This window comes from Pseudomonas bubulae (assembly GCF_037023725.1).
GTDB lineage: Bacteria > Pseudomonadota > Gammaproteobacteria > Pseudomonadales > Pseudomonadaceae > Aquipseudomonas > Aquipseudomonas bubulae.
Genome location: NZ_CP146077.1, coordinates 1,555,442 through 1,579,994, shown reverse-complemented (window position 1 = coordinate 1,579,994; position 24,553 = coordinate 1,555,442). Strand labels below are relative to the sequence as shown.

At 58.3% G+C, this 24,553-nt stretch carries 16 protein-coding genes; 6 read left to right on the top strand and 10 right to left on the bottom strand.

The genetic code is table 11. The features are described 5' to 3' along the window. The first annotated feature begins 182 nt into the window (after positions 1–182). The gene (locus V6L81_RS07335) at positions 183–2,417 is read left to right on the top strand and encodes a TonB-dependent siderophore receptor (protein ID WP_095025460.1); all 2,235 of its coding nucleotides are present in this window, start codon (positions 183–185) and stop codon (positions 2,415–2,417) included. A 413-nt stretch (positions 2,418–2,830) separates the two neighbouring features. After that, entirely contained in the window at positions 2,831–3,994 is a 1,164-nt protein-coding gene (locus V6L81_RS07330; protein ID WP_095001593.1) for a type III PLP-dependent enzyme, read from the top strand. Positions 3,995–4,033: 39 nt separating this feature from the next. On the opposite strand, the gene V6L81_RS07325 is transcribed toward V6L81_RS07330, so the two are convergent. The 4 genes from V6L81_RS07325 to V6L81_RS07310 form a co-directional block, all read right to left on the bottom strand. Then, positions 4,034–5,047: an alpha-xenorhabdolysin family binary toxin subunit B gene (locus V6L81_RS07325; protein WP_095018273.1), complete on the bottom strand. Its 1,014-nt coding sequence runs from the start codon at positions 5,045–5,047 to the stop codon at positions 4,034–4,036. 15 nt (positions 5,048–5,062) lie between these two features. Further along, positions 5,063–6,328: an alpha-xenorhabdolysin family binary toxin subunit A gene (locus V6L81_RS07320; protein ID WP_338660584.1), complete on the bottom strand. Its 1,266-nt coding sequence runs from the start codon at positions 6,326–6,328 to the stop codon at positions 5,063–5,065. Between the two features lie 155 nt (positions 6,329–6,483). Then, on the bottom strand, positions 6,484–7,245 hold the full coding sequence (locus tag V6L81_RS07315) for a tetratricopeptide repeat protein (RefSeq protein ID WP_095018272.1): 762 nt from the start codon (positions 7,243–7,245) through the stop codon (positions 6,484–6,486). 3 nt (positions 7,246–7,248) lie between these two features. Then, the gene (locus V6L81_RS07310) at positions 7,249–7,929 is read right to left on the bottom strand and encodes a Fe2+-dependent dioxygenase (protein ID WP_338660583.1); all 681 of its coding nucleotides are present in this window, start codon (positions 7,927–7,929) and stop codon (positions 7,249–7,251) included. A 218-nt stretch (positions 7,930–8,147) separates the two neighbouring features. Between V6L81_RS07310 and V6L81_RS07305 the strand changes: the two genes are divergently transcribed. Both V6L81_RS07305 and V6L81_RS07300 read left to right on the top strand, forming a co-directional pair. Further along, positions 8,148–10,460 (top strand): TonB-dependent siderophore receptor, encoded by a 2,313-nt coding sequence (locus V6L81_RS07305; protein ID WP_338660679.1) that lies wholly within the window; start codon positions 8,148–8,150, stop codon positions 10,458–10,460. 118 nt (positions 10,461–10,578) lie between these two features. Beyond that, a complete protein-coding gene (locus V6L81_RS07300; RefSeq protein ID WP_338660582.1) occupies positions 10,579–13,125 on the top strand; it encodes a sulfite reductase flavoprotein subunit alpha in 2,547 nt (848 codons plus the stop codon). A gap of 452 nt (positions 13,126–13,577) precedes the next feature. Here V6L81_RS07300 and V6L81_RS07295 read toward each other — a convergent pair whose 3' ends face one another. Genes V6L81_RS07295 through ptsP form a run of 3 tightly spaced genes read right to left on the bottom strand, consistent with a single transcriptional unit; the run spans position 13,578 to position 19,128 of the window. Continuing rightward, entirely contained in the window at positions 13,578–15,314 is a 1,737-nt protein-coding gene (locus tag V6L81_RS07295) for a PTS fructose-like transporter subunit IIB (RefSeq protein ID WP_095038603.1), read from the bottom strand. A gap of 11 nt (positions 15,315–15,325) precedes the next feature. Beyond that, positions 15,326–16,267, bottom strand: coding sequence for a 1-phosphofructokinase (pfkB, locus tag V6L81_RS07290; RefSeq protein WP_338660581.1), 942 nt, complete (start codon positions 16,265–16,267; stop codon positions 15,326–15,328). Next, complete coding sequence (ptsP, locus tag V6L81_RS07285; protein WP_095026378.1) at positions 16,267–19,128, bottom strand: phosphoenolpyruvate--protein phosphotransferase; 2,862 nt, start codon at positions 19,126–19,128, stop codon at positions 16,267–16,269. The genes pfkB and ptsP overlap by 1 nt, the downstream gene beginning before the upstream one ends. A gap of 339 nt (positions 19,129–19,467) precedes the next feature. Here ptsP and cra point away from each other — a divergent pair, with 339 nt between their 5' ends. Continuing rightward, positions 19,468–20,463: a catabolite repressor/activator gene (gene cra / locus V6L81_RS07280; RefSeq protein WP_095001602.1), complete on the top strand. Its 996-nt coding sequence runs from the start codon at positions 19,468–19,470 to the stop codon at positions 20,461–20,463. 2 nt (positions 20,464–20,465) lie between these two features. Then, entirely contained in the window at positions 20,466–21,248 is a 783-nt protein-coding gene (locus V6L81_RS07275) for a TatD family hydrolase (RefSeq protein WP_095001603.1), read from the top strand. A 57-nt stretch (positions 21,249–21,305) separates the two neighbouring features. Here the strand turns inward: V6L81_RS07275 and ampE are convergent, their stop codons facing one another. The 3 genes from ampE to V6L81_RS07260 form a co-directional block, all read right to left on the bottom strand. Beyond that, entirely contained in the window at positions 21,306–22,142 is an 837-nt protein-coding gene (gene ampE / locus V6L81_RS07270; RefSeq protein WP_095001604.1) for a regulatory signaling modulator protein AmpE, read from the bottom strand. Beyond that, on the bottom strand, positions 22,139–22,702 hold the full coding sequence (ampD, locus tag V6L81_RS07265) for a 1,6-anhydro-N-acetylmuramyl-L-alanine amidase AmpD (RefSeq protein ID WP_095001605.1): 564 nt from the start codon (positions 22,700–22,702) through the stop codon (positions 22,139–22,141). The genes ampE and ampD overlap by 4 nt, the downstream gene beginning before the upstream one ends. Before the next feature lie 83 nt (positions 22,703–22,785). Then, positions 22,786–24,228 carry a DUF1631 family protein gene (locus V6L81_RS07260; RefSeq protein ID WP_370824315.1) on the bottom strand — a complete coding sequence of 481 codons (1,443 nt, stop codon included), beginning with the start codon at positions 24,226–24,228 and terminating at the stop codon, positions 22,786–22,788. Positions 24,229–24,553 lie beyond the last annotated feature (325 nt).

Here is a 24,553-nt window from a genome sequence, read left to right as displayed (position 1 = left end):
CATACCCACACATATCCGTAATAGTGCCTGGCGGCGTGATACCTAAAATGCTACCAAACATTATCTGCAAATACGAAGTATTACCAATGACAACGCAGGGCATGATGACGGATCTCTCAGCACGACCTTTGATGCTAACCACCCCGGCTCGCCGAAATGCACCCCGCAACCAGGCCGCCCTCATGGCCGCTATCAGCCTCAGCGCCATGGTCGGCTTGGCCAGCCAACCGGCAATAGCGGGGACGATTGAACTGGACCCCCTGAATGTCGAAGGTACCCAGCCATCAGCCGATGAAAACACCGGCCAACTGGGTTACACCGTCAAGAGCACCACCAGTTCTACGGGCATGAAACTCACCCCGCGCCAAACGCCACAATCGGTCACCACCATCACCCAGGAACAAATGGCAGACCGCCAGATCACCAATATCGAGCAAGCGCTGGACAGCGCACCCGGCGTCACCATGAGCAAGTCAGAAGTGGGCGGACGCACCGAGTACCGCGCACGCGGCTATCCGATTACCAACTGGAAAACCGACGGCCTGCAGTTTCAGGGCGGCTCGGACTTCAGTGGCGCAGGCAGCTCGCTGAACATGGATATGTACGAGCGTATCGACATCGTACGCGGCGCCAATGGCTTGCTGGGCGGCACCGGCGACCCATCGGCCACCGTCAACCTGATCCGCAAACGCCCTGGCTACGAGTTCGGCGGCAGTGCATACGCCACCTATGGCAGTTGGGACAAGCGACGCCTGGGCGCTGACCTGAACCTGCCCTTGTCTGAAGATGGCCGATTGCGCTCTCGCCTGGTCATGACGCAAGAGGACGCCAACTCTTTCCGCGATCAACAGTCCGAGCGTTCGCGGGCCGCGCTGGCCAATGTCGAGTTTGACCTGACGGATGCCACGACCCTCGGTGCCGGCTATCAATATGAGTACTACAAGATCGTGGGCGGCGGCTGGGGCGCGAACATCCCTATCTGGTACGGCGATGGCAGTAAAACAAGCTTGCCGCGCAGCACCAACGTGGTGCCCAGCTGGAGTTTTGGCGAGTACACCACGCGTACAGCGTTCGGCTCGCTGGAGCATCGCTTTGATAATGACTGGACGCTCAACGTCAAAGCGGCGCAAAGCACCACCGATGCGTTGAATCACCGCGGGCTGGCCAAGGTCAACTCCAAAGGTGGCGGAGCATTCGGCGGTTACTGGAACCAGGATGGTAGCGGGGCCATTCTCAATGGCCTGCACAGCTCCACCGACACGACCCAGCAATCGGCACAAGTCGACGTGACCGGACCTTTCAGCCTGTTCGGACGCACCCACCAGGCCATGTTCGGCTACAACGACAGTCGCACCGTCGCCTGGTCACCTCAATATCGTTGCAATATGGTCAGCGATGACCGCACCAGCCCTAGCGCGCTGGGGTGCCAGTTCCGGGCAAACAACGGTTTCCCGATTACCGACTGGCACAACGGGGTCGATAGCGACTACCGGATCAACGCTTACAAAACCGGCCTGCACAGCAAAACCACCACCCGCCTGCAAGGCATGTATGCGGCCACCCGCCTGAGCATTACCGAGCCGTTGTCGGTGATCCTGGGCGCGCGCATCAGCGATTACAGCAGCACCACGGTGTCGACCGCCGGAGTGCGCAGCAATCAACAACAAAACGGTATCGTCACGCCTTACCTGGGGGCGGTGTATGACCTCAACGACACCTACTCGCTGTACGCCAGCTACACCGATATCTTCAGCCCTCAAAGCGAAGAAAACGCCAGCGGCAACAAGCTCGAGCCGATTCGCGGCCAGAGTTATGAAACCGGTATTAAAGGGGAATGGTTTGACGGTCAGGTCAATGCGCAAGCGGCCTACTTCCTGACCCGCCAGGAAAACAAGGCAGTGACCGATGGCGCCAACCTGACGCCCACCGGAGCCCAGGCCTACACGACCGGCACCGGCGTAGAGACAGAAGGTATCGACCTCGAAGTCTCCGGCGCGTTGACGCCCAACTGGAATGTCTACGGTGGCTACACCTATTTGCACTTTCGTCGCCTAAACGCCGACGGCCAAAGTGACCCGTCGCACCTGTTCAAGGCTTCAACCACCTACCGCCTGTCGGGTGCTCTTGATCGCTTGACCGTGGGTACCGGTGTCACCGCGCAAACCAGCATTCGCGCCACCTCTACTCCGGCAGGCATTCCCACAGACGGTGTAAGCCGCGGCCCCACCGATGTGACCTGGGCAGGTTATGCCATCTGGAGCGCAATGGCCAAATACGACCTCACCGAAGATACGGCCGTTACCCTGAACGCCAACAACCTCTTCGACAAAACCTACTACACCCGCTACGGCTTCTACGCTGGCGCCATATACGGTGATCCGCGCAGCCTGTCGTTGACCCTGAGTACTGCATTTTGAGACCTGGCCTGTTCCTTCCCCCAAGGTAAGCCCTGCTTCAACATGCAACTACCGAAGCCCGCCCAATGGCGGGCTTCGTCTGTTTGGCAACGGCCAAAAAAGCCACCGGGGGAACATCACACCGTCATCAAGGTCGGTTACTTAAATGGCTCACTTTGGCCCCACGACGAAGGCTTATAAAATTGCGACATTTTTTGTTGATCTAAGCGCAGTCACGCCCTAAAGTTCGCGCCGAACATCCATGCTGGAAACGATCCATCCGGCTCAAGTACTGACGACGAGACAGCAAGGTCCATTTACCTTATTTGCTTTCGGCGGACATGCCTTGGGAAGTAGGCGAACCAAAGTGGGGATACGGAGGATGTTCAGCTGCACCCATTTATTGATGACGTTTGCCACAGGAGTTCCCCAGCATGTCGATCCAGGTCGAAGACTATTACGCGCGCGACACCTTCAACAAAATGAAGGCGTTCGCTGACACCCAGGAAACACCGTTCGTGGTGATCGATACCGCCATGATCAGCAAGGCTTACGATGACCTGCGCGCAGGCTTCGAATTCGCCAAGGTGTATTACGCGGTGAAGGCCAACCCGGCCGTCGAAATCATTGATCTGCTGCGCGACAAAGGTTCGAGCTTCGATATCGCGTCGATCTATGAGCTGGATAAAGTCATGGACCGCGGCGTCAGCCCGGACCGCATCAGCTACGGCAACACCATCAAGAAATCCAAAGACATTCGTTATTTCTACGAGAAAGGCGTGCGTCTGTTTTCCACCGACTCCGAAGCCGACTTGCGCAACATTGCCAAGGCCGCACCGGGCGCCAAGATTTACGTGCGCATCCTTACCGAAGGTTCGACCACCGCTGACTGGCCTCTGTCGCGAAAATTCGGCTGCCAGACCGATATGGCCATGGACCTGCTGATTCTGGCCCGTGACCTGGGCCTGGTGCCTTACGGCATTTCGTTCCACGTAGGTTCGCAGCAACGTGACATTAGCGTGTGGGACGCAGCCATCGCCAAGGTCAAGGTGATCTTCGAGCGTCTGAAAGAAGAAGACGGCATCGTCCTCAAGCTGATCAACATGGGCGGCGGCTTCCCGGCCAACTACATCACCCGTACCAACAGCTTGGAAACCTACGCCGAAGAAATCATTCGTTTCCTGAAAGAAGACTTCGGTGACGACCTGCCAGAAATCATTCTGGAACCGGGCCGTTCGCTGATCGCCAACGCAGGCATCCTGGTCAGTGAAGTGGTTTTGGTCGCACGTAAATCGCGCACCGCCGTCGAGCGTTGGGTGTATACCGACGTGGGCAAATTCTCTGGTCTGATCGAAACCATGGACGAAGCCATCAAGTTCCCGATCTGGACTGAAAAGAAAGGCGAGATGGAAGAAGTGGTCATCGCCGGCCCAACCTGTGACAGCGCCGACATCATGTACGAAAACTACAAATACGGCCTGCCCCTGAACCTGGCCATCGGCGATCGCCTGTACTGGTTGTCGACCGGTGCCTATACCACCAGCTACAGCGCCGTTGAGTTCAATGGCTTCCCGCCGCTGAAATCGTTCTACCTGTAACAACTGGCCCCCCCCGCGCAAGCGTGCGGGGGGCAGCCCCTATCGGCTGATGTGCCGTAAGAAACGCAGAAAACCCGCCAGCTCTGCCGAGGCTTGCACCATCGAGTGTTCATTTGCATCAATGGCTGCATTGACCCGAGTGGAAAACACGGTCAACCCGTTGGCAATCCGCTTCATGTTGTCGACCCAGTACGCCCGCGCCTCAACCAGCTCTGCGTGACGCCTTATTTTTTCAGCGCGCTCCTTGAGCACGCGCCTGTCTGACTTGTCCCTGGATTTACGCATGCTCAAATCAGCCAGTTTGTCGGTGATTTTGTTGCGTGCTTCAATCAGCGAAAACATCCTGTACCCACTGTCAATAAAACCCAGGTACTGCGTTATACGCTCAATGGCAGCAGTCACCACATCCGCCTCGACCTTTCCCACTGCAGCTGTTGTCACAAGTACCTGAATTTGTTCAATACCAGGCAGCAAATCCCTTGCATGATCAAGCCAGGTCCTGGACTGAAGGATCTCCAGAGCCGCGACAACAACCTGTTTGTCCGCACGCAATTGATCTTCTTCCAGTTGCAGCGTAATCGCCTGTTGCTCCAGTTCATCCAGCCTGGCCACGTCATACGCCAGCAGCGGATCGGAATAGTGTTCGAGATTCAGTCCCTCGCCTTCGGCAGTACGCAATGCTATTTGCGCTTTGGCCGCCGCAACAGCACTCACCAGGCGCCGGCTTCGCTGAGTGAAAGTTTCATTCAGAATATGGATTGCAGAGGTGCGAGCCTCTGGCGTTAATGGGCCATGAGTGTGAATGGCTGCCCATTGTTCCGCCAGTTCATCAAAGCCCGCACTGTCCACCATTACTTCAAGGCTACGCACCTTGTCGACAATACTGCGCGCACCACGACTCAAGCATCTGGCCGCCAGGCTTAAACGCTCCTGCAACGATGGAATAAAATCGTATTCATGACTGACCGCCACAGCATTAAACTTTTTTAGCCCGCTGAAAACACCTGGCATATCAGGGTTTTCATACTCCACTTCATCGACGCCCGCATTCATATTGTGACTTCCTTTTCAAATACGCTTTTCAATAATCTCATTAAATGCATTGGATATTTGCACGCTGTAATCCTTAACACGCTTCCACGGATTCAGCAGCTGTGCAAAATCAACTTTAAGTTTGTATAAGCGAGCAAAAGAATCCACGTACCCCAATTCATGATCAACTTCATCCAGGTAGTTACTGATATAGCTCCATACTTGTGCCAGACGCTTGGCGCCCTCTTCCGCTCCCAGCATGCGACTGCGCAAGTCGGTAAAACGCTGCTGGGTGGCATCCAGCACCATCGCGAGTTGCTCTTGCTCCTGGCTGCCTTGCCTGGCAATGTCACGCTCGGCAATCAGTTTGTTTTTTCGTGTGCGTATTGCTTCGGCCTTTACCCCGAATATCCCGCCTGTGACAGCCAAGCCGATAGGCCCCAGAAAAATCCCTGAGTGCCCGTACAAAACCTGAGACCTGTAATCCCTTATCAATCGCTCGATTTCGCTGTCCAGCTCTTTGATGCGCGCAGTCAGTGTTTCACGGTCCCTGGAAAGGCCCGCTTTGGCATAGGCATCCAGTTTGGCATTGACTTCATGAGTCAACTCATCGGACAGGACGCGCTCAAACTCGGCCGCCAATGCCCCCACTGCGTAGGCTCTTTTTATATAGGACTCGGTGCTGCTTTTGATCGACTTTACATGTTCGCGCATGATGGTGACTGCCTTGAGCTCTGTAGAGCTAAGCCCATCAGCCAACTGCGCGGTTTCCGCGGCCGTCAGATCGTCCAGCCCACCAGAGAACAGCCGATCGGAATCCAGCCTGTTTATTAACTCAATGATGCCATTGGCATGGGTAATGAAACTGTCCGAGAACCGGTTCAGTTGGCGAGCAAGTTCCTTTGTTTCCCGCTCGAGCGCCGACCAGCTGCCGGCATGCTGCACGACGCGTTGATGAAAAGACTGAATACTGGCGGGTTCTAGCCCCGGAATACTTGTAGTGTCCAGACCAAACCAGGCCACAATCTTGTTGTAGTCCATGGGTAACTTGCGTGACTCACTCACATAGGCTCGAACACTGTGAATATCACTGCGCCGGATAATAAAACCCAATTCTTCCTTTGAAACAGCGGAATCTTTTTCACCGGCCAGCATTTGAATATAATTCGATGGCAAATAGATAGCCGCTTCCAGAGCGCTCATTTTCTCAAGCGATCTGGCCTCCTCAGCACTGTTGCTGAACGCCTTATTATCAACCTGCATATTAATTCCCTTTAAAAAATGATCCTGTTCGAACAGCATCACTTCTCAAAGAGCATCCATCAATAACAGAACTACCCGAGTACCTGTAAGACCGGGACAAAAATAAAAATGAATAATTACCCGAATAAACAGTTATTGGCTAGGACACGCTTGAAAGCCGCGTACGAGCATTAACTTTGACGGTGTAATCACGGTCAGCCGTTGTTGCCCTGCAAGGCATCGATACGCACTTGCCAGGCAGCGCTCAGTGCCCGGATACGGGGTTCCCGAGCCTCTAGCAGGGTGCCCAGGGTCACCCGCAAGAAGTTCAGATTGCCGCCATTCAGGGCACGCTCGAACCAGCGCAACGCGTCATCAATATTGCCGTCTTCGGCCAGTACCGAGGCATGGCTGAACTGGCCACGAAAATCACCGCCGCGTGCCGAGCGCTCGTACCAGAGACAGGCCTCGGCTTTGTCGGCCGGGCAATGCTCGCCTTCTTCGAGGTAACGCCCCAGCAGGTTCATCGACTTGGCATGGCCCGCCTGTGCCGCCACCCGGTACAGCTGGTACGCCGCGTTCTGGTCTTGGGTTACGCCGCGACCGGTAGCGAGCAAGTTGGCGTAGTTGTAGAGCGCCCAATCCAGTCCAGCTTCAGCGGCTTGTCGATATTCCAGGCTTGCCAGGGTGCAGTCGACGGGCCCGCCCCAACCATGCTCCCAGCAGCGACCCAGCATGTTGCGGGCCATCAAGTGGCCGGCATTGGCCGCAATCTGAAACCAGCGCTTGGCCAGCACCGGGTCGCGCTCGATGCCCTGGCCGTCGAGCAGGATCTGCCCCAGCAACGCCTGACCATCGACGATGCCCTCTTTGGCCGCCATCAAAATGGCCTGGGCCGCTTTGGCCGGGTTCTCGCTCAACATGGCGCTCAGCTGGTCACCATTGAGTACTTCTTCGCGGCGTAATTGAAAGCTCATGAATTACACCTCGGCCCAGCGACGCAACAGGTTGTGATAAGTGCCGGTGAGCTGGATCAGCGAAGGATGATCAGGAATGTCACGGGTCAGTTGCTGGATCGCGCCGTCCATTTCAAACAGCAACGTGCGCTGACTGTCCTCGCGTACCAGGCTCTGAGTCCAGAAGAACGACGCAAAACGTGCCCCACGGGTAACGGCATTGACCTTGTGCAAACTGGTACCGGGGTACAAGACCATATCGCCAGCAGGCAGTTTGACCTGCTGCACACCGTAGGTGTCCTGAATCACCAGTTCGCCGCCGTCGTACTCCTCGGGGTCACTGAAAAACAGGGTCGCCGACAGATCAGTACGCACCCGTTCAGGGCTGCCCTTGGGCTGGCGCACGGCATTGTCGATATGGAAGTCGAAACTGCCGCCCCCGGTGTAGCAGTTCACCAACGGCGGGAAGACCTTGTGTGGCAGGGCCGCCGACATATACAGCGGATTTTTCCACAGCCTGTCTACCATCGCCGCGCCGATCTCCTTGGCGAGGGGATGGTCTTCGGGCAGTTGCAGATTGTGCTTGGCCTTGGCCGATTGAAAGCCGGCGGTGATTTTACCGTCAGCCCATTGCGTCTGCTGCAGCGCCTCACGGATGCGCTGCACCTCTTCACGGGAGAACAAGCCGGGGATATGCAGCAACATGACGCAATACCTGATAGCAAAGGGATGGCAATGGTATTGATTCTTATTGTCTATGTAAAACTTTGTTAAGAGACCTATAGACGAACGAGTGTGAAAAAACCGTAAAGGCAATTTGTAAAGAATGTAAATTCAGCGCAAATAGTAATGCCTCTCAATTGATAGTCAGAATTGTTTGCCATATATTTCGCGGCTCAAATTCTGGGGGAAGGGATCTTCAAATGTCGCGCCAACAAATAAAAATACCCGTCAGCTCACCGCGTTTACTGGCTTCGGCCATCGGTGTCGCGATTACCGCGACCTCGGCAGGCCATATGGTTCAGGCTGCCGAGAGCACTGACAGCAAGGCACAGGGCAGCAGTATTTCCCTTGGCGCGACCACGGTTACCGGTGAACAGACCGAGCAGTCTTATCAAACCGAAAAAGCCAGCTCGTCCAAGTACACCGCCCCCCTGATCGACACCCCTCGCTCGATCACCATCATCCCTCAACAGTTAATCAAAGACACAGCAGCTACCTCGCTACAGGACGCATTACGCACCGTACCGGGCATCACCTTCGGCGCAGGCGAAGGTGGCAACCCACAGGGCGACCGTCCTTTTATCCGTGGTTTTGATGCTCAGGGCGACACCTATCTGGATGGCGTGCGAGACACCGGCGCGCAGAGCCGCGAGATCTTCGCGGTAGAGAACATTGAAGTTGCCAAGGGCCCTAACTCGGCCTTCGGCGGTCGCGGCGCGGCTGGCGGCACCATTAACATGGTCAGCAAAAAAGCCCACTTGGGTAATTCCGTGGACGGCGGATGGACATGGGGCTCGGATCAGACCCAGCGCTACACCCTGGATGGCAACTACCAGTTCAGTGACACTGTTGCGGGTCGTCTGAACCTGATGAGCCACGAAAGCAACGTCGCAGGTCGGGACAACGTCAATTATGACCGATGGGGTATTGCACCTTCCCTGGCTTTTGGCCTGGGCACCGATACCCGCTTCAACGTCGACTACTACCATATGGAAAGCAACGATCTGCCTGACTCAGGTATTCCGTATGGCTACTCGGTGGGTAAAACCCATACCGCAGCAAGCCCGGACAAACCGAACAACGGCGGCGACAGCAGTAACTTCTACGGCCTGACTGACCGTGATTTCCGCAAAACCCGCGCGGATATCACGACCTTTGCGTTTGAGCATGATTTCAATGACAACCTGACCGTCAAGAACACCCTTCGTCACGGCAATAGCATGCAGGACTACATCCTGACGCAGCCTGATGACAGTAAGGGGAACGTTAACAACGGCAGCGTATGGCGCAGAGCTAACACTCGCGTGGGCAACACGGCCACCACAACCAACCAAACAGACCTGTTTGGCGATGTCTATATAGCGGGATTCAAAAACAGTTTTTCCACGGGTATCGAACTTAGCCGCGAAACCAGCAAAAGATCGACTTACAACGTGGACACAAACACGAAAGGCTCCACAGCCACAACTTGTGACCAATCAATGATTGGAGCACCAAGCGGTTACAACTGCACCTCGCTCGGCAATCCGACTCCGAATGATCCATGGAGTGGTTCAATCTCTCGTAATTATGACGGCACAAATACTTCAAGTACTACACGTGCAATTTACGCCATGAATACGCTGGAATTGTCACCAGAATGGCTGCTAAACATGGGCCTGCGTTATGACCATTTCGAGACCAAATACAAGACCCACAGCGTAGACTCCAAAACCAAGGCTCCAGTTACTTACAAAGGTTCCGACACGAGCGATTTCTTCTCCGGCCAGCTTGGGCTGGTTTGGAAAGTACGCCCTAACGGCAGCATCTATATTTCGTATGCAACGTCGGCGACGCCTCCTGGCTCAATGCTCGGTGAAGGCATGGAAACTAACTCTTTAACAGGTTCACCTGAGCGAAGCGGTGCTTTTGCCAGCAGCGATCTGGAACCAGAAGAAACTACCAACTACGAAATCGGTACCAAGTGGGATGTGCTCAACGACCGCCTGTCCCTGGCAGCTGCAATATTCCGCACAGAGAAAGAAAACACTCGCGTTCAAGTCGACAGCACGTCTTATGAAAACGCCGGTAAAACTCGTGTTGACGGTATCGAGCTCTCTGCAACCGGTAAAATCACAGACAAATGGCAAGTCTTCGCAGGTTACAGCTACCTGGACGGCAAACAGCAGGACGGCGGCCCTCTGAACAAGGCCAACGATGGCAACAAACTGCCTAATACTCCACGAAACAGTGCAAGCCTGTGGACTACCTATGCAATCACGCCAAAACTGACTGTAGGTGGCGGGGCGTTCTACGTGGATGAAGTGTTCGGCAGCGTCGCTAACTCGACCTATGTACCGTCCTATACCCGCTATGACGCAATGGCCAGCTACAAACTGACTAAAAACGTCGATCTGCAACTGAACGTGCAAAACCTGACCGACAAGACTTATTACGACAAAGCTTTTTCGACTCACTTTGCAAACCAGGCAGCGGGCCGTACTGCCCTGTTGACCACCAGCTTCCACTTCTAACTCGAAGTTGAGCTGAACCAGGCCCCGTCCATTCAATGGTCGGGGCTTTTGTGTGTAAAAAGACGTACACGGCATACTGCGCCGTGATGAATTCAATTGAGCAAGCAAGGCGGTCGTTGTGTTCAAGAAAACACTGTTTCAGCTGCACTGGTTTTTCGGCATAACCGCCGGGCTGGTTCTGGCCCTGATGGGGATAACCGGTGCCACGGTGTCGTTTCAGGACGAGCTGCTGAACTTGCTCAACCCTTCAGTGCTCAAGGTCGAGAAACTCGACAGCGGCGTGCTGCCACCGGCCGAGCTGGTGCGCAGGGTCGAGGCCACCGAGGGCAAGCAAGTCGCCATGCTCTGGGTGGGCGTGGACAGCGGCACCGCTGCACGCATCTTCTTCACCCCGCCACCGGGCGAGCGTCGTGGCCAGTTGCGTTATGTTGACCCCTATACCGGTACCTATCAGGGCGAGGCCAACGGCCAGGGCTTTTTCGACCTGATGCTGCAATTGCACCGTTTCCTGGCCATGGGCCAGAGCGGTCGCCAGATCACCGGCGCCTGCACCCTGATGCTGGTGTTCTTCTGCCTCTCGGGCCTGTACCTACGCTGGCCGCGCCAGGCGCTTAACTGGCGCACCTGGCTGACCCTGGACTGGGCGAAAAAAGGTCGCAGCTTCAACTGGGACCTGCACGCCGTGGCGGGCACCTGGTGCATGGTCTTTTATCTGCTGGCCGCACTGACCGGCTTGTCGTGGTCCTATGAGTGGTACAACCAGGGCCTGCAAAAACTCCTGTCCGATGCCCCGAGCGGCGAGCAGCGCCAGGGCGGCGGTCGCGCCCCCCGTGGTCAGGGCGGGCCAGCCGGGCCAGCTCCGGTCGCCGATTACGATGCCATTTGGGCCAGCATCCAGAAAACCGCCGGGCCTGAGTTGAGCATGTACAACGTGCGTATGCCGCCAGTGGCCGGCCAGCCTGCCACGGTGTTCTACCTATTGAACACCTCACCCCATGAGCGCGCGTTCAACCAGATTGTGCTCGACCCGGCCACCGGTGCCGTCAAAAAAGTCGATCGTTATGACGACAAGTCCTACAAGGCACAATTACTGACCAGCATTTACGCGCTGCACACAGGCAGTTACTGGGGCATTACCGGGCGCGTGCTGGTGACCGTAGCCAGCCTGAGCATGCCGCTGTTCTTTATAACCGGCTGGTTGCTGTATCTGGACCGTCGACGTAAAAAGCGTCAGATCAAGCAGGCACGCCAGGGTTTTGCCGCTACGAGCAGCGATACGCCGTCCTGGCTGATCGGTTTTGCCAGCCAGAGCGGCTTTGCCGAGCAACTGGCCTGGCAGACCGCCGGGCAATTGCAAGCCGCCGGATTGCCGGTACGGGTGCAGCCCTTGGCCGCCCTGAGCGAAAACGATTTACAACAGGCCAGCAACGCGCTGTTTGTGGTGAGCACCTTTGGCGATGGCGAAGCGCCTGATAGCGCGCGGGGCTTTGAACGCAAGATCCTCGGCCAGCCTCTGGGACTGAACCGCCTCAAGTACTCGGTGCTGGCACTGGGCGATCGTCAATACCCGCACTTTTGCGGTTTTGCCACGCGGATCCAGCACTGGCTGAGCGAGCGCGGTGCCCAAGCGTTGTTCAGCCCGGTGGAGGTGGACAGCGGCGATGCCGAGGCCCTGCATCAATGGCAACAGCAGCTTAGCCAACTGACCGGAGGCACGCCGAATGCCAACTGGCAGGCGCCTGGTTACAACAACTGGCCCCTGACTGAGCGCAAGCTGCTCAACCCCGGCAGCAGTGGCTCGGGGGTGTACCTGCTGGGGCTCAGCGCGCCTGACACCAACAGCCTGTGGCAGGCCGGTGATCTGGTGGAAGTGATGCCGCGGCAATCGAGCTGGGCGGTTGAGCACTTCCTGGAGGGGCTGGGGCTGTCGGCTGACACTCCGGTGCAACTCGATGGCCTGCAGGAAACTTTGGCTCAGGCCCTGGCTGGCCGACAACTGCCGGAAAATCGCGGCCATCTTGTGGGCATGCACGCCCAGGCACTGGTGGACGCACTGATCCCGTTGAACATGCGCGAATACTCCATTGCCTCGATCCCGCAGGACGGTCTGCTGGAGTTGATCGTACGTCAGGAGCGGCATGCTGATGGCAGCCTGGGCATCGGTTCGGGCTGGCTTACCGAACATGCCGCAGTCGGCTCGGCGATCAGCCTGCGCGTGCGCCGCAACAGCGGTTTTCATTTGCCGGCCGAACCGGTGCCAATGATTCTCCTCGGCAATGGTACCGGCCTGGCAGGGCTGCGCAGCTTGCTCAAGGCTCGGATTGCCCAGAGCCAGCAGCGCAACTGGCTGTTCTTTGGCGAGCGTAATGCCGAGCACGACTTCTATTGCCGCGATGAGCTGCAGGGCTGGTTGGCCAGTGGCGATCTGGCGCGGCTGGATCTGGCATTTTCACGGGATCAGGCGCAGAAAGTGTATGTGCAGGACCGCTTGCGCGAGTCTGCCGAGCAGGTACGCCAATGGCTGGACCAAGGCGCGGCGATTTATATCTGTGGCAGTTTGCAGGGAATGGCGGCGGGTGTGGATCAAGCGCTGATCGACATGCTGGGGGCAGAAGCGGTAGAGAGGCTGATCGAGCAAGGGCGTTATCGGCGGGATGTGTACTAGTCGGACAAGCTGCTCAGCTCTTGTGGGAGCGGACTTGCTCGCGATGGCATCGCCACGGTTTGCCTGACAGACCCCAGTATCTGCATCGCAGGCAAGCCAGCTCCCACTGGATTTACGGTGACATTGTGGGAGCGGGCTTGCTCGCGATGGCATCGCCACGGTTTGCCTGACAGACCCCAGTGCCTGCATCGCAGGCGAACCAGCTCCCACTGGATTTGCGGTGACATTGTGGGAGCGGGCTTGCTCGCGATGGCATCGCCACGGTTTGCCTGACAGACCCCAGTGCCTGCATCGCAGGCGAACCAGCTCCTACTGGATTTGCGGTGACATTGTGGGAGCGGGCTTGCTCGCGATGGCATCGCCACGGTTTGCCTGACAGACCCCAGTGCCTGCATCGCAGGCGAACCAGCTCCCACTGGATTTGCGGTGACATTGTGGGAGCGGGGATTGATTTATGCTTTGGCCGTCTCCAGCGCCATTTCAACCGGCTCCGGACGCTTGATCACCGCGTACACCACCGCCGTCAGCAAACTACCTGCCACGATCGCCAACAAGTACAGCAGCGCATGGTTGATCGCGTTTGGAATCAGCAATACAAACAAGCCACCGTGCGGTGCCATCAGCTTGCAACCGAAGTACATCGACAATGCCCCCGTCAACGCGCCCCCCACGATGCTCGCCGGAATCACCCGCAGCGGATCCTTGGCAGCAAATGGAATGGCACCTTCGGAAATAAAGCACAGCCCCAGCACCAGTGCAGCCTTGCCCGCCTCACGCTCAGTCTGGGCGAACTTGCGGCGCGCCAGGAACGTGGCAATACCCAAGCCAATCGGCGGCACCATGCCCGCCGCCATCGTTGCCGCCATCGGTGCATAACTTTGCGAAGCCAGCAGCCCCACCGAAAACGCATAGGCCGCCTTGTTGATCGGCCCGCCCAGGTCTACGCACATCATCCCGCCCAGCAATACACCCAGCAGGATGGCGTTGGTGGTGCCCATGCTGTCGAGGAAGTGGGTCAGGCCTTCAAGCATTCCGGCAACCGGCTTGCCCACCACGTAAATCATCACCAGACCGGTAAACAGGCTGGCGAACAACGGGATGATCAAAATCGGTTTCAGCGCCTCAAGGCTCTGCGGCAAGCGCGCATAACGGTTGATCGCCTTGGCACAGTAACCGGCGATGAAACCGGCAATAATCCCACCGATAAAGCCCGCACCCAGGGTACTCGCCAGCAAGCCGCCGATCATCCCCGGCGCCAGGCCCGGGCGGTCGGCAATCGAGTAGGCGATATAACCCGCCAGCAGCGGCACCATCAATTTGAATGCGGCATCGCCACCGATCTGCATCAGCGCCGCCGCCAGCGTGCCGGGCTCTTTATAAGCTTCAATGCCAAATACGAAAGACAGCGCGATCAGCAACCCCCCTGCCACCACCATCGGCAGCATAAAGGACACACCCGTCAGCAGGTGCTTGTAGACCCCGGCCTTCTCCTGCTTGGCAGGCGCCCCGCCCGCAGCGGCGGCACTCTCCTGCTTGCCTTCGCTCAACGCCTTGTTCAGGGTGGCTTCGGCTTGCTTGAGGGCGATGCCTGTGCCGCAACGGTAGATTTTCTTGCCGGCAAAACGCTCGGTCGGCACTTCGATATCCGCCGCCAGCAACACCACATCGGCGTCGCGAATGGCTTCGGCGCTCAACGGGTTGCGCGCGCCTACCGAACCCTGGGTCTCGACTTGCAAGTCGTAGCCCAAACGCTTGGCCGCTTGCTGCAAGGCTTCGGCTGCCATAAAGGTATGGGCCACGCCTGTCGGGCAGGCGGTGATGGCGACGATTTTTGGAGTTTTCTGCGCGTTTTCAACAGCAGCTGTTGGCGCAGGTGCAACGTAGACCTCGGCCTCCTCCACGCCACGCTGCAACACCGCCTCTACATCTTGCAGGGCCTGGGCCGGCGTGCTCTGGAACACACGCTTGCCGATAAAACGCTGCATATCCAGCGGCGTACTGCTGACCAGCAACACCCACTCGGCTTCATCGATGGTCGCCGCCGATAACTGACGTTCAGGGTGCTTGGGGTCGTGGACTTCAACGCTGGTGCTCCAGCCCTGACGCTGAGCCGCCGCATCAAGCAAACGGGCGCACAGCACGCTGGTCACCATGCCGTTGGGGCAGCCCGTCACAATGGCTAATTTCATGTGGATTCCTTTTATTCTTCTGTCAGGGGGCGAACGCGAACGCCGCTTTCGAGCGTCGCCAGGTGCGCTGCATCGCTGATACCAAAACCGATCTGAGTAACGGCCATTGCCGCAATGGCAGTGGCGGTGCGCAGGGTCTGCTCGGGGCTATGGCCGCTGAGCAAACCGTGGACCATACCCGCCAACAGTGAGTCGCCCGCACCCACCGTGCTGGCGACGCTGACCTTGGGCGGCAACGCTTGCAAGGCCGGCCCACGGCTGAACCAGTTCACGCCTTCAGCACCGTGGGAAATCACCACGTGCTCAACGCCCTGTGCCTGCAAAGCGGTTGCGGCTGCAACCTGGGCTGCAAGGTCGCTGATATCGCGGCCCAGCGCATCGCTGAGTTCTTCGGTGTTGGGCTTGATCAACCACGGCCCCGCTGCCAGGCCCTGCTTCAAGGCCTCGCCGCTGGTGTCCAGGACCACTTTCAGGCCCTGAGCCTTCAAGCCCAGCAGCAGATCGTGCAGCCATTGCGGGCTGACGCCTCGGGGCAAACTGCCAGCCACCACGACCGCGTCATGCCCGGGAGCAATGCGCTCAAGGGTATCGAGCAAGGTTTGCTGCGCCTGTGCGCCAACCTGCGGCCCCGGCCCGTTAAGGTCGGTGACGCGGCCATCGTCTTCAGCCAGCTTGATATTGCTGCGGGTTTCGCCCGGCACACGGATAAAGGCATCGACAAAACCGCGACGCTTGAACAGGGCATCGAATGCTTGCGCATTATCCTCACCCAAAAAGCCACTTACCGTCAGCGTGTGGCCCAGATCGGCCAGTACTTGCGCCACGTTCAGGCCCTTGCCGGCAGCATGGGTCAGCATCAGCGGGCTACGGTTAACCTCCCCCGGTGCCAGTTGCCCAAGACGCACGGTCAAGTCCAGTGCCGGGTTGAGGGTGACAGTCAGAATACGGGCCATCAGAGCGCCTCCACCAACGCACGAACTTCATCCGGGCTGCCCACGCTCAACGCTTCGGCGGCCAGGGTTTTCAGACGATCCATGCTCAACTCGCGTACCCGCGCCTTGACCTCGGGGATGCTGCGCGCCGAAACGCTCAGCTCATCCACGCCCAGGCCCACCAGCACAGGCACGGCCAGCGGATCAGCCGCCAGCTCGCCGCACACGCCCACCCATTTGCCGTGGGCATGGGCCGCACGCACGGTGATATCGATCAGTTGCAATACCGCGGGGTGCAAGCCGTCAGCCTGGGCCGACAGGGTCGGGTGGCCACGGTCGATGGCCAGGGTGTATTGGGTCAGGTCGTTGGTGCCGACGCTGAAAAAGTCCACTTCCCTGGCCAGCACGGGCGCCAGCAAGGCAGCCGACGGCACTTCGATCATGATCCCCAATTGCAGGTCAGCCACTGGAATTTCCAGGCGCAAACGCTCGGTCATGTCACGGGCGGCACGCCACTCGGCCACGCTGCCCACCATCGGGAACATGATACGCAGCGGGCGGTTGTCGGCTGAACGTAGCAAGGCGCGCAACTGACTTTCCATGATCTGCGGCCGTTGCAGCGTAAGACGAATGCCACGTACACCCAAAAACGGGTTTTCTTCTTTCTCGATCGGCCAGTACGGCAGCGGTTTATCGCCGCCCACGTCCAGCGTGCGTACCACCAGCGGCCGGCCAGCCAGGCCGTCGAGTACACGACGGTATTCGGCTTCCTGAGTCGCCTCGTCCGGTACTTGCGAATGGGCCATGAAAATCAGTTCGGTGCGCAGCAGGCCAATGCCTTCGGCGCCCTGCTCCACTGCCGTGGCGACGCCCTTGCTCTCACCGATATTGGCAAACACTTCAACCGCATGACCATCCTGGGTCACGGCCAGTTCGTGGCGCTGGGCAGAGGCTGCCAGCAAACGCTGCTCACGGCTGTCGCGCTCCTGGGTGGCACGCTGCAAGGCGTCGGCATCCGGGGAGACGTGCAGGCGACCGCGCTGGCCATCAATCAACAATTCAGTGCCCGGCGCCAGCAGCAGCACCGCTTCGCCCGCGCCAACCAGGGCCGGAATACCGAGCGCGCGGGCGACAATGGCGCTGTGCGCGGTCGCACCGCCGCGGGCGGTTAAAATGCCTGCCACCCGCGCCGGATCAAGGCGAGCCACATCTGAAGGGCCGACCTCATCCATTACCAGCACATAAGGCTGGTCAGGCTCGGCCGGGGTTTCGACGCCACACAGCTGGGCCAGCACGCGACGGCCGATATCCCGCAGGTCCGCTGCCCGCTCGGCCAGCAGCGCATCCTGCAAGGACTCCTGCTGACGCGCAGCGGCCTCGATCACCGACATCCACGCCGCTTCGGCGCTTTCGCCCTGCTTGAGGCGCGAATCCACTTCATCGGTCAGCTCCGGATCATCGAGCATTTCCTGGTGGGTAATGAAAATTTCGCGAATGGCCTTGGACTGGCTGCGCGTAATCAGGCCTTCAATGTCCTTGCGCACTTCGCTCAGGGCTTTTTGCAGACGCTCGCGCTCGACCACGGAAGACTCGCCACGCAGCGGGTAATCGAACGTTTGCAGCACCTGTATATGGGCAGGGCCAATGGCAATGCCGGGCGATGCGGCAATCGCCTGCACCAGGCTGCCAGCCGCCGGGGCGGTAAGCACCGTGGCAATTTCGGCGACACCGGGCACGGCTTCAGCCAACGCCGGCAACGGCTCGACTTCCTCACCCAAACCCGCCTCGACCGCAGCCAGTAGTGCAGGCAGCGCATCGTTGGCGATATTCGGCTCGGCGACAAATTCCAGCACCTGACCGCGACGGGCACCCAGGCTCAGCAGCTTGCTCAAGCTCTTGGCAGATACCGCCGAATCCTGGCCATCGACGATCCGGACGCGGATTTCGCCTTCAAAACTTTTCGCCAGTTGCGCCAGCACTTTGGCCGGCCGCGCATGCAGGCCGTGGGCGTTGGCCAAGGGAATACGGGCACTTGGCCAGTCGGCCGGCAGCTCGCCGCCCAATACTTCAAGCACGGCACGGCGGCTGGTGGCACTGCCCAGTTCGTGGCCACGACCGGCAATCAGTAGCGCGCACAAGCGCTCCAGCAAGGCCTGATGCGCTTCGCCAAGGCTGGCCAGGCAGAACAGACCGCTCAGCGGCTGGCCCAGATAGCGCATCGGTTTGTCTGGTGTCACAAACGCCAGCCCCGGACGTTTGACGGTTTGCTCGCTATGCAGCCACCACAGGCCATCGCCCAGCGGCAGCGCATCGACTTGCTGCAGTACGGCAGCAAAGCCATTGCTCACGCAATCAGCCTGACGCAGCAGACGGGCACCACGCCATACCAGTTCCTCAAAGTCATCGGCAGACACACCCAGGCCGATCATCTGTGCATCCAGCGCCAGCTCCTGTGGTGCGCCCTGCAGCAGTTTAAGCAAGGCTTCGGCGGAGCTGGCACGACGCAGGGCCTCGCCCAGATCGGTTTCACCCAGGGCACGGGTCAGCAGTTGCAGCAAACGTAAATGTTCGTCGGACTTTGCGGCAATACCGATGGCCAGGTACACCATCTGGCCATCACCCCAGTCCACCCCCTCGGGGAACTGCAACAGGCGCACGCCCGTGGTGAACACCAGCTCACGTGTTTCGGGCGTGCCGTGGGGGATGGCAATGCCCTGACCCAGAAAGGTCGAACCCTGAGCCTCACGCGCTTGCAAGCCACTCAGATAGCCTTCGGCTACCAAGCCATCGGCGACCAGTTTATCGGCAAGCAATTGCAGCGCCGCAGACTTGTCCACAGCCGTCTGGCCCATGGATATCTGCTCTATGGTGAGCTCGAGCATGCGTTCTCCTTTCCGGTACTCAATGGCAACCGGTATTGTTTTGAATTAAGTCAGCTTAGGTCGCTCTTCCCGTGCTGCGTCAGTTGATGCGTGGCAAGCACATCACTGCCGGGTTCGAGGCCTTTAAATGCGCAGGCTGAAACGTTTAATCAAGAATACCCGGCACGTTACTGCATAATTGCCCGCGCTTGAAGTCCAACTTGTCGTATTGCCTGGCGGCAGCGGGTAGATGTCGCAAATAAATACAGCGCACCCATGACAGACGATGGTCGGCTGCCTTTATCGGTTAGGATTGTTCACAATGTCGACATGTACTACAAAAAATAAGGAATTTTCGGCGTGAAACTCAGTGATATCGCTCAATTGGCAGGTGTTTCCGTAACGACTGCCAGCTATGTCATCAATGGAAAAGCCGAACAGCAGCGCATCAGCAGCAGCACGGTCGAGCGCGTACGTGCGGTGGTCGAGGAGCACGGCTTTACTCCCAACCCGCAGGCAGCCGGGCTGCGCAGCCGACACACGCGCACCTTGGGGTTCATCCTGCCGGACCTCGAAAACCCGAGTTATGCGCGCCTGGCCAAGCAGCTCGAACAAGGCGCCCGTGCCCGCGGCTATCAGTTGCTGATCGCCAGCTCCGACGATGCACCGGACAGTGAGCGCCAATTGCTCAAGCTGTTTCGTGCCCGTCGCTGCGATGCCCTGTTCGTAGCCAGCTGCTTGCCCGCAGAAGATGACAGCTACCGCCAGTTGCAGGACCTGGGCATGCCCATCATCGCCATCGACCGGACCCTGGAGCCGGAGCGCTTCTGCTCGGTAATCAGTGATGATTGCGAAGCCAGCCTGCAATTGACCCGCAGTCTGTTGCAGCCTTTGCCGCGCCAGATTGTGTTGATCGGTGCACGCCCCGAACTGAGCGTCAGCCAGGCCCGTGAAGCGGGTTTCAAGCAAGCGGTCGAAGGGTTCAAGGGCGAGGTCCTGATCGAACACGGCAGTGCGTTCAGCCGTGAATGTGGACGGCGGATCATTGATGATTTGCTGGCACGCCAGGGGCACTTCCCCGAAGCGCTGATCACCACTTCATATGTGCTGTTGCAAGGGATGTTCGACGCGTTGCTGGAGCACCCGACCCAGCGCCCGCCATTGCGCCTTGCCACGTTTGGTGACACCCAGTTGCTGGACTTCCTGCCGCTGCCAGTCAATGCTATGGGCCAACAACACAAGCTGATTGCCGAAACAGCCCTGAACCTGGCCCTGGCGGCGATTGAAGAGCAAAACTACGTACCCGGCATCCATGCCATTGCCCGTAACTTCAAACAGCGCATCCACCAGGCCTGAGTATGCAACTGATCGACACCCACACCCACCTCGACTTCCCTGAGTTCGACGCCGACCGCCCACAGGTACTGGCGGGCAGTCGGGCACTGGGGGTTGAAAGCATGGTGGTTCTGGGGGTTTATCAGAGTAATTGGCAGAGCGTGTGGGACTTGATCCAAACCGACAGCCAACTGTATGCCGCGTTTGGCCTGCACCCGGTGTACATCAATGAGCATCGCCCCGAGCATATGATTGAACTGGGGCAATGGCTGAGCCGCCTGGCAGGGCATCCTCAGGTGTGTGCTGTGGGCGAGATCGGCCTGGACTACTTTTTGCCCGAGCTGGACCGCCAGATCCAGCAACAGTTGTTTGAAGCCCAGTTGCAATTGGCCGCCGACTTTAATCTGCCCGCCCTGCTTCATGTTCGGCGCAGCCATGCGCAGGTAATCGCCACCCTCAAGCGTTTCAAGCTTCAGCGTGGCGGGATTGTTCATGCCTTTTCAGGCAGTCGCGAAGAAGCCCGTGAATATATAAAACTGGGATTCAAGCTGGGCCTGGGGGGGGCTGCCACCTGGCCACAAGCTTTGCGCTTGCGCAAAGTGCTACCTGATCTGCCGCTGGACGCCATCGTGCTGGAAACCGATGCCCCCGGCATGGCCCCGGCCATGTACCCCAACCAGCGCAACAGCCCGCAGTACCTGCCTGATATTTGCCGGGCGCTGGCCGAGATAATGGGCATCAGCCCCGAGCAATTGGCAAAGGCGACAACAGCCAATGCCTGCGAAGTCTTTGGCTGGAAGCGCTGACTTATACCCCTGTAGCAGCTGCCGAAGGAGCGAGGCTGCTACAGATCTTGTGTAATCTCAGAGCAACAACGCCCACACCGCGAAGCACGCATACCACAACACCGCCGCCCGCAGCAGCAAGGCCCACAGGGTGTCGAGGCTGCTCACGCCCTCAGGCCCGGCCTGTGGCGCAGGGATTTCAGCAGCTGCGCAGCCGGCTTTGTTGATCAGCTGCGCAGCACTGATGTCCCAGCTCAGCAACTCATGCAACATCACCCGGCTAACCGCTGCAAAATTACCCACCAGGGCAAAACTCGCGGCCAGCAACCGCACCGGCAACCAGTCAAAAGCATGGCGCAATTGCCCGGCACGCTCCACCAGCGCCGGGTTTTGGCTGTGCTCCTGCGCCAGGGCCAGCAGGCGATAGCTCAGGATCACCACCGGTCCCAGCAGGAAGTACCAGAAAATAACCGCAAAGAAGCTCTGGTAGGCCTGCCATAACAAATGCCCCTGCACCCTCTCCAGCAATTGCTCACCGCTGTCCGCATTTATGCTCAGGTCACGCTCGGCAACATGGGCGGCGGCCTGCAAATCACCACGACGCCAGGCATCACGAAACGGCCCGAGCCCCCCCAGCAAGTCTCCACGCCCAAGGCTGTAGATCACCACCAGTAAATGTATCGGCAGTGCCAACAGGCCATAAGCCACCGGATGCAGTACCACCAGCAGCAAGCCCAGCACCGCCGCAGGCAAGGCAATCAGGATAAACAACACCCACCATGGCTTGTTGCCAAGCCTTGGGCTGGTTTCAAGTTTGTGCAACTCGCGCAACCAGCCGCCATCACGCTGCAGACGCTGACGCAGCCCCGAGAATTTCTCGACCACAATCGCCAGCAGTAACACCACAAAACTCATTGTTTATCTCCTGTGTGCTGCAACGCGCTGCGAAAACGCGTCCAGTCAAAAGCCGGTCCCGGGTCCGTCTTGCGTCCCGGCGCCACGTCGCTATGGCCGCAAATCCTGTGCCGGGTAATGGCAGGAAACTGCATCTGCAACTGTCGGGTCAAGGTTGTCAGAGCCTGATACTGGGCATCCGTAAAAGGCAGCTCATCGGTGCCCTCAAGTTCAATGCCCAGAGAAAAATCATTGCAGGTCTCACGTCCTTCGAAGCTCGAAACGCCAGCATGCCATGCGCGATCAAAACAGGAGACAAACTGGGTAACAGTGCCGTCACGCTCGATCAGAAAATGTGCGCTCACGCGCAGGGCACTTATACCTTCAAAGTAAGGATGTTCTGTGACGTCCAGTCGATTCTGGAAGAATTCCTGGACCTTACCGGTGGCGAACTGCCCCGGCGGCAAGCTGATGTTATGAATGATCAGCAGGGAGATTTCATCACCCGGGCGCGCATTGAAGTTGGGTGACGGGCAATGGCGCACGCCTTGAAACCAGCCGCTCGCGGGGTCCATCTGCATACAGGCTCCTTTAACAGGCAAAACCAAAGGCCCAGTATGCCGCGATGCGCGCATCGATGGGGAGCAATCTGCGCTATACGCGATTACTCGCCGCCAGCCTGACGCAAACTGTCTATCACCGACTCCAGAGCCCGATCGATCAACAGTCGGTCATCGACCAGCAGGATACTGCCATTGCGCAGGTGCACGATTAAATCGTTGCGGCTTTTTTCCAGCACCTTGGCCCCGATACGGTTTACAAAGATATGCGTACCGTCCGGCTCAAGAATCGTAATCAGCTTGCAACGCAGGCGGGTGGTCTCATCTTCTTGCAGTTCGATCCAGGCCCCAACCCGCAGCTGACTGACCAACAACAACCCCAACTGAGCTTGCTCATCGAGAACCGGTGAAGGCCATGAGCGCACCGGGTTGCGCTGCACCGCAGGGCGGCAGCGCACCTGTTCGGCATCACGGGTGCGCTGCTCAAGCAGCTCGGTGCGGCTGCGCTCGCCGCGGGTAAACATCGAAAAATCATGCAGCAACGACTCAAGCAGCGCCGGATTATTGCCCGCGTACCGGGCCAATTGCAGCACCACGTGCTCGACCTTGCGGTACAGCGGATCGTTGCAACTATTGGCACCGGCGTCCCAGCCAATGGCTGCATCGGCCATGACATTGAGCAGACGCCGGGCCGGATGGCTGTCACAGCTGAAGAAGTTCTGATCACGCCGGGCGATCTGGAGCATGGGTTCACGCAACAACCCCAGCAGTTTTTTCAAAGGCTGCGAAAGGTTGCGATCATCGCTGATGTAGTCGAACAAAAGCCCGATCAGGTTACTCGCATCCTCACCCGCCCCTGGCAACTCCTGGGCATGGATATCGGCTTTGGCGGCGCAGCACGACTCCCTGTCCGACAGATCTGGCAGCACTCCGGTGGCAATCAACAGCTGGTTGGCGTCGGCGTACAGCTGCCCGGTCTGACTGAGCAGGTACTTGTCGAACAGGCGCAGCATGATCAGCTTGACCTTGATGTCCATGCCCTGGTCACGTTCGGCCTGCAAAAAATATTCGCACAGCATCGCCGGCCCCAGCGGGTTGTTCTGTTCATCCAGTGGCATGCAGCTCAGGGTGTTGAGGCGTGTGCTCAACTGACACAAAGCCAGCTGGTTGCGGCTCAGGACCTTCGTCACCATTGCATTGGTTACCTGAGCGCGCTCAATGTTATCGGCCATCAGCGAGAACACCGCATGCCCTGCGGGAACGACCTGCAGGGCTGGCTCACTGACATCAGGCAGGGTCAGACGGATAAAGGCATCGAACAGACGCTCAAGAAAACCGCGTTCAATGCTTTTTCGTTTGAGCCGCACATCGCGCATGGCCTCAAAGAACAGGCTCTGATCGGTATCGCTCTGCGCCTTGTCGGCCATTTCAAACAGGGTCTGGTCGGCATTTTCGAACAGCACCTGCAGTTCGTTGCGCAACTGCTGCGCAGCCTTGTCATGCACCTGCAGCAGGATCACAGGCAGGCGGGTAAGCGGCGAGTGCATCGCCAACTCCTTAGTGGTCCTGCTCCCAGGCCCCACTTTCCCGTCATTTTGCATCCTGGCCTCCCGGAAGGATTTCTTCGTTTGCCAGTGAACGCGCGTGGTCAGAGCCATTTTTGCCGCTCACTAACAGAAACCGGCGAGTGCATTGGGCACTGGCCGGTGAATCGGAATTTAGGGCAATGGCAGCACGTCAAAGCTATGGCGCCAATAGCAAGGCGGATTATCTTGTAAAAGATGGCGCTTGTACCAGCGGACTCTTCATTTGAGTGATTGCAGGTGCAAATTAATGTTCAAAGTGCCGAAAACAGCACATTGCAGGTATTTG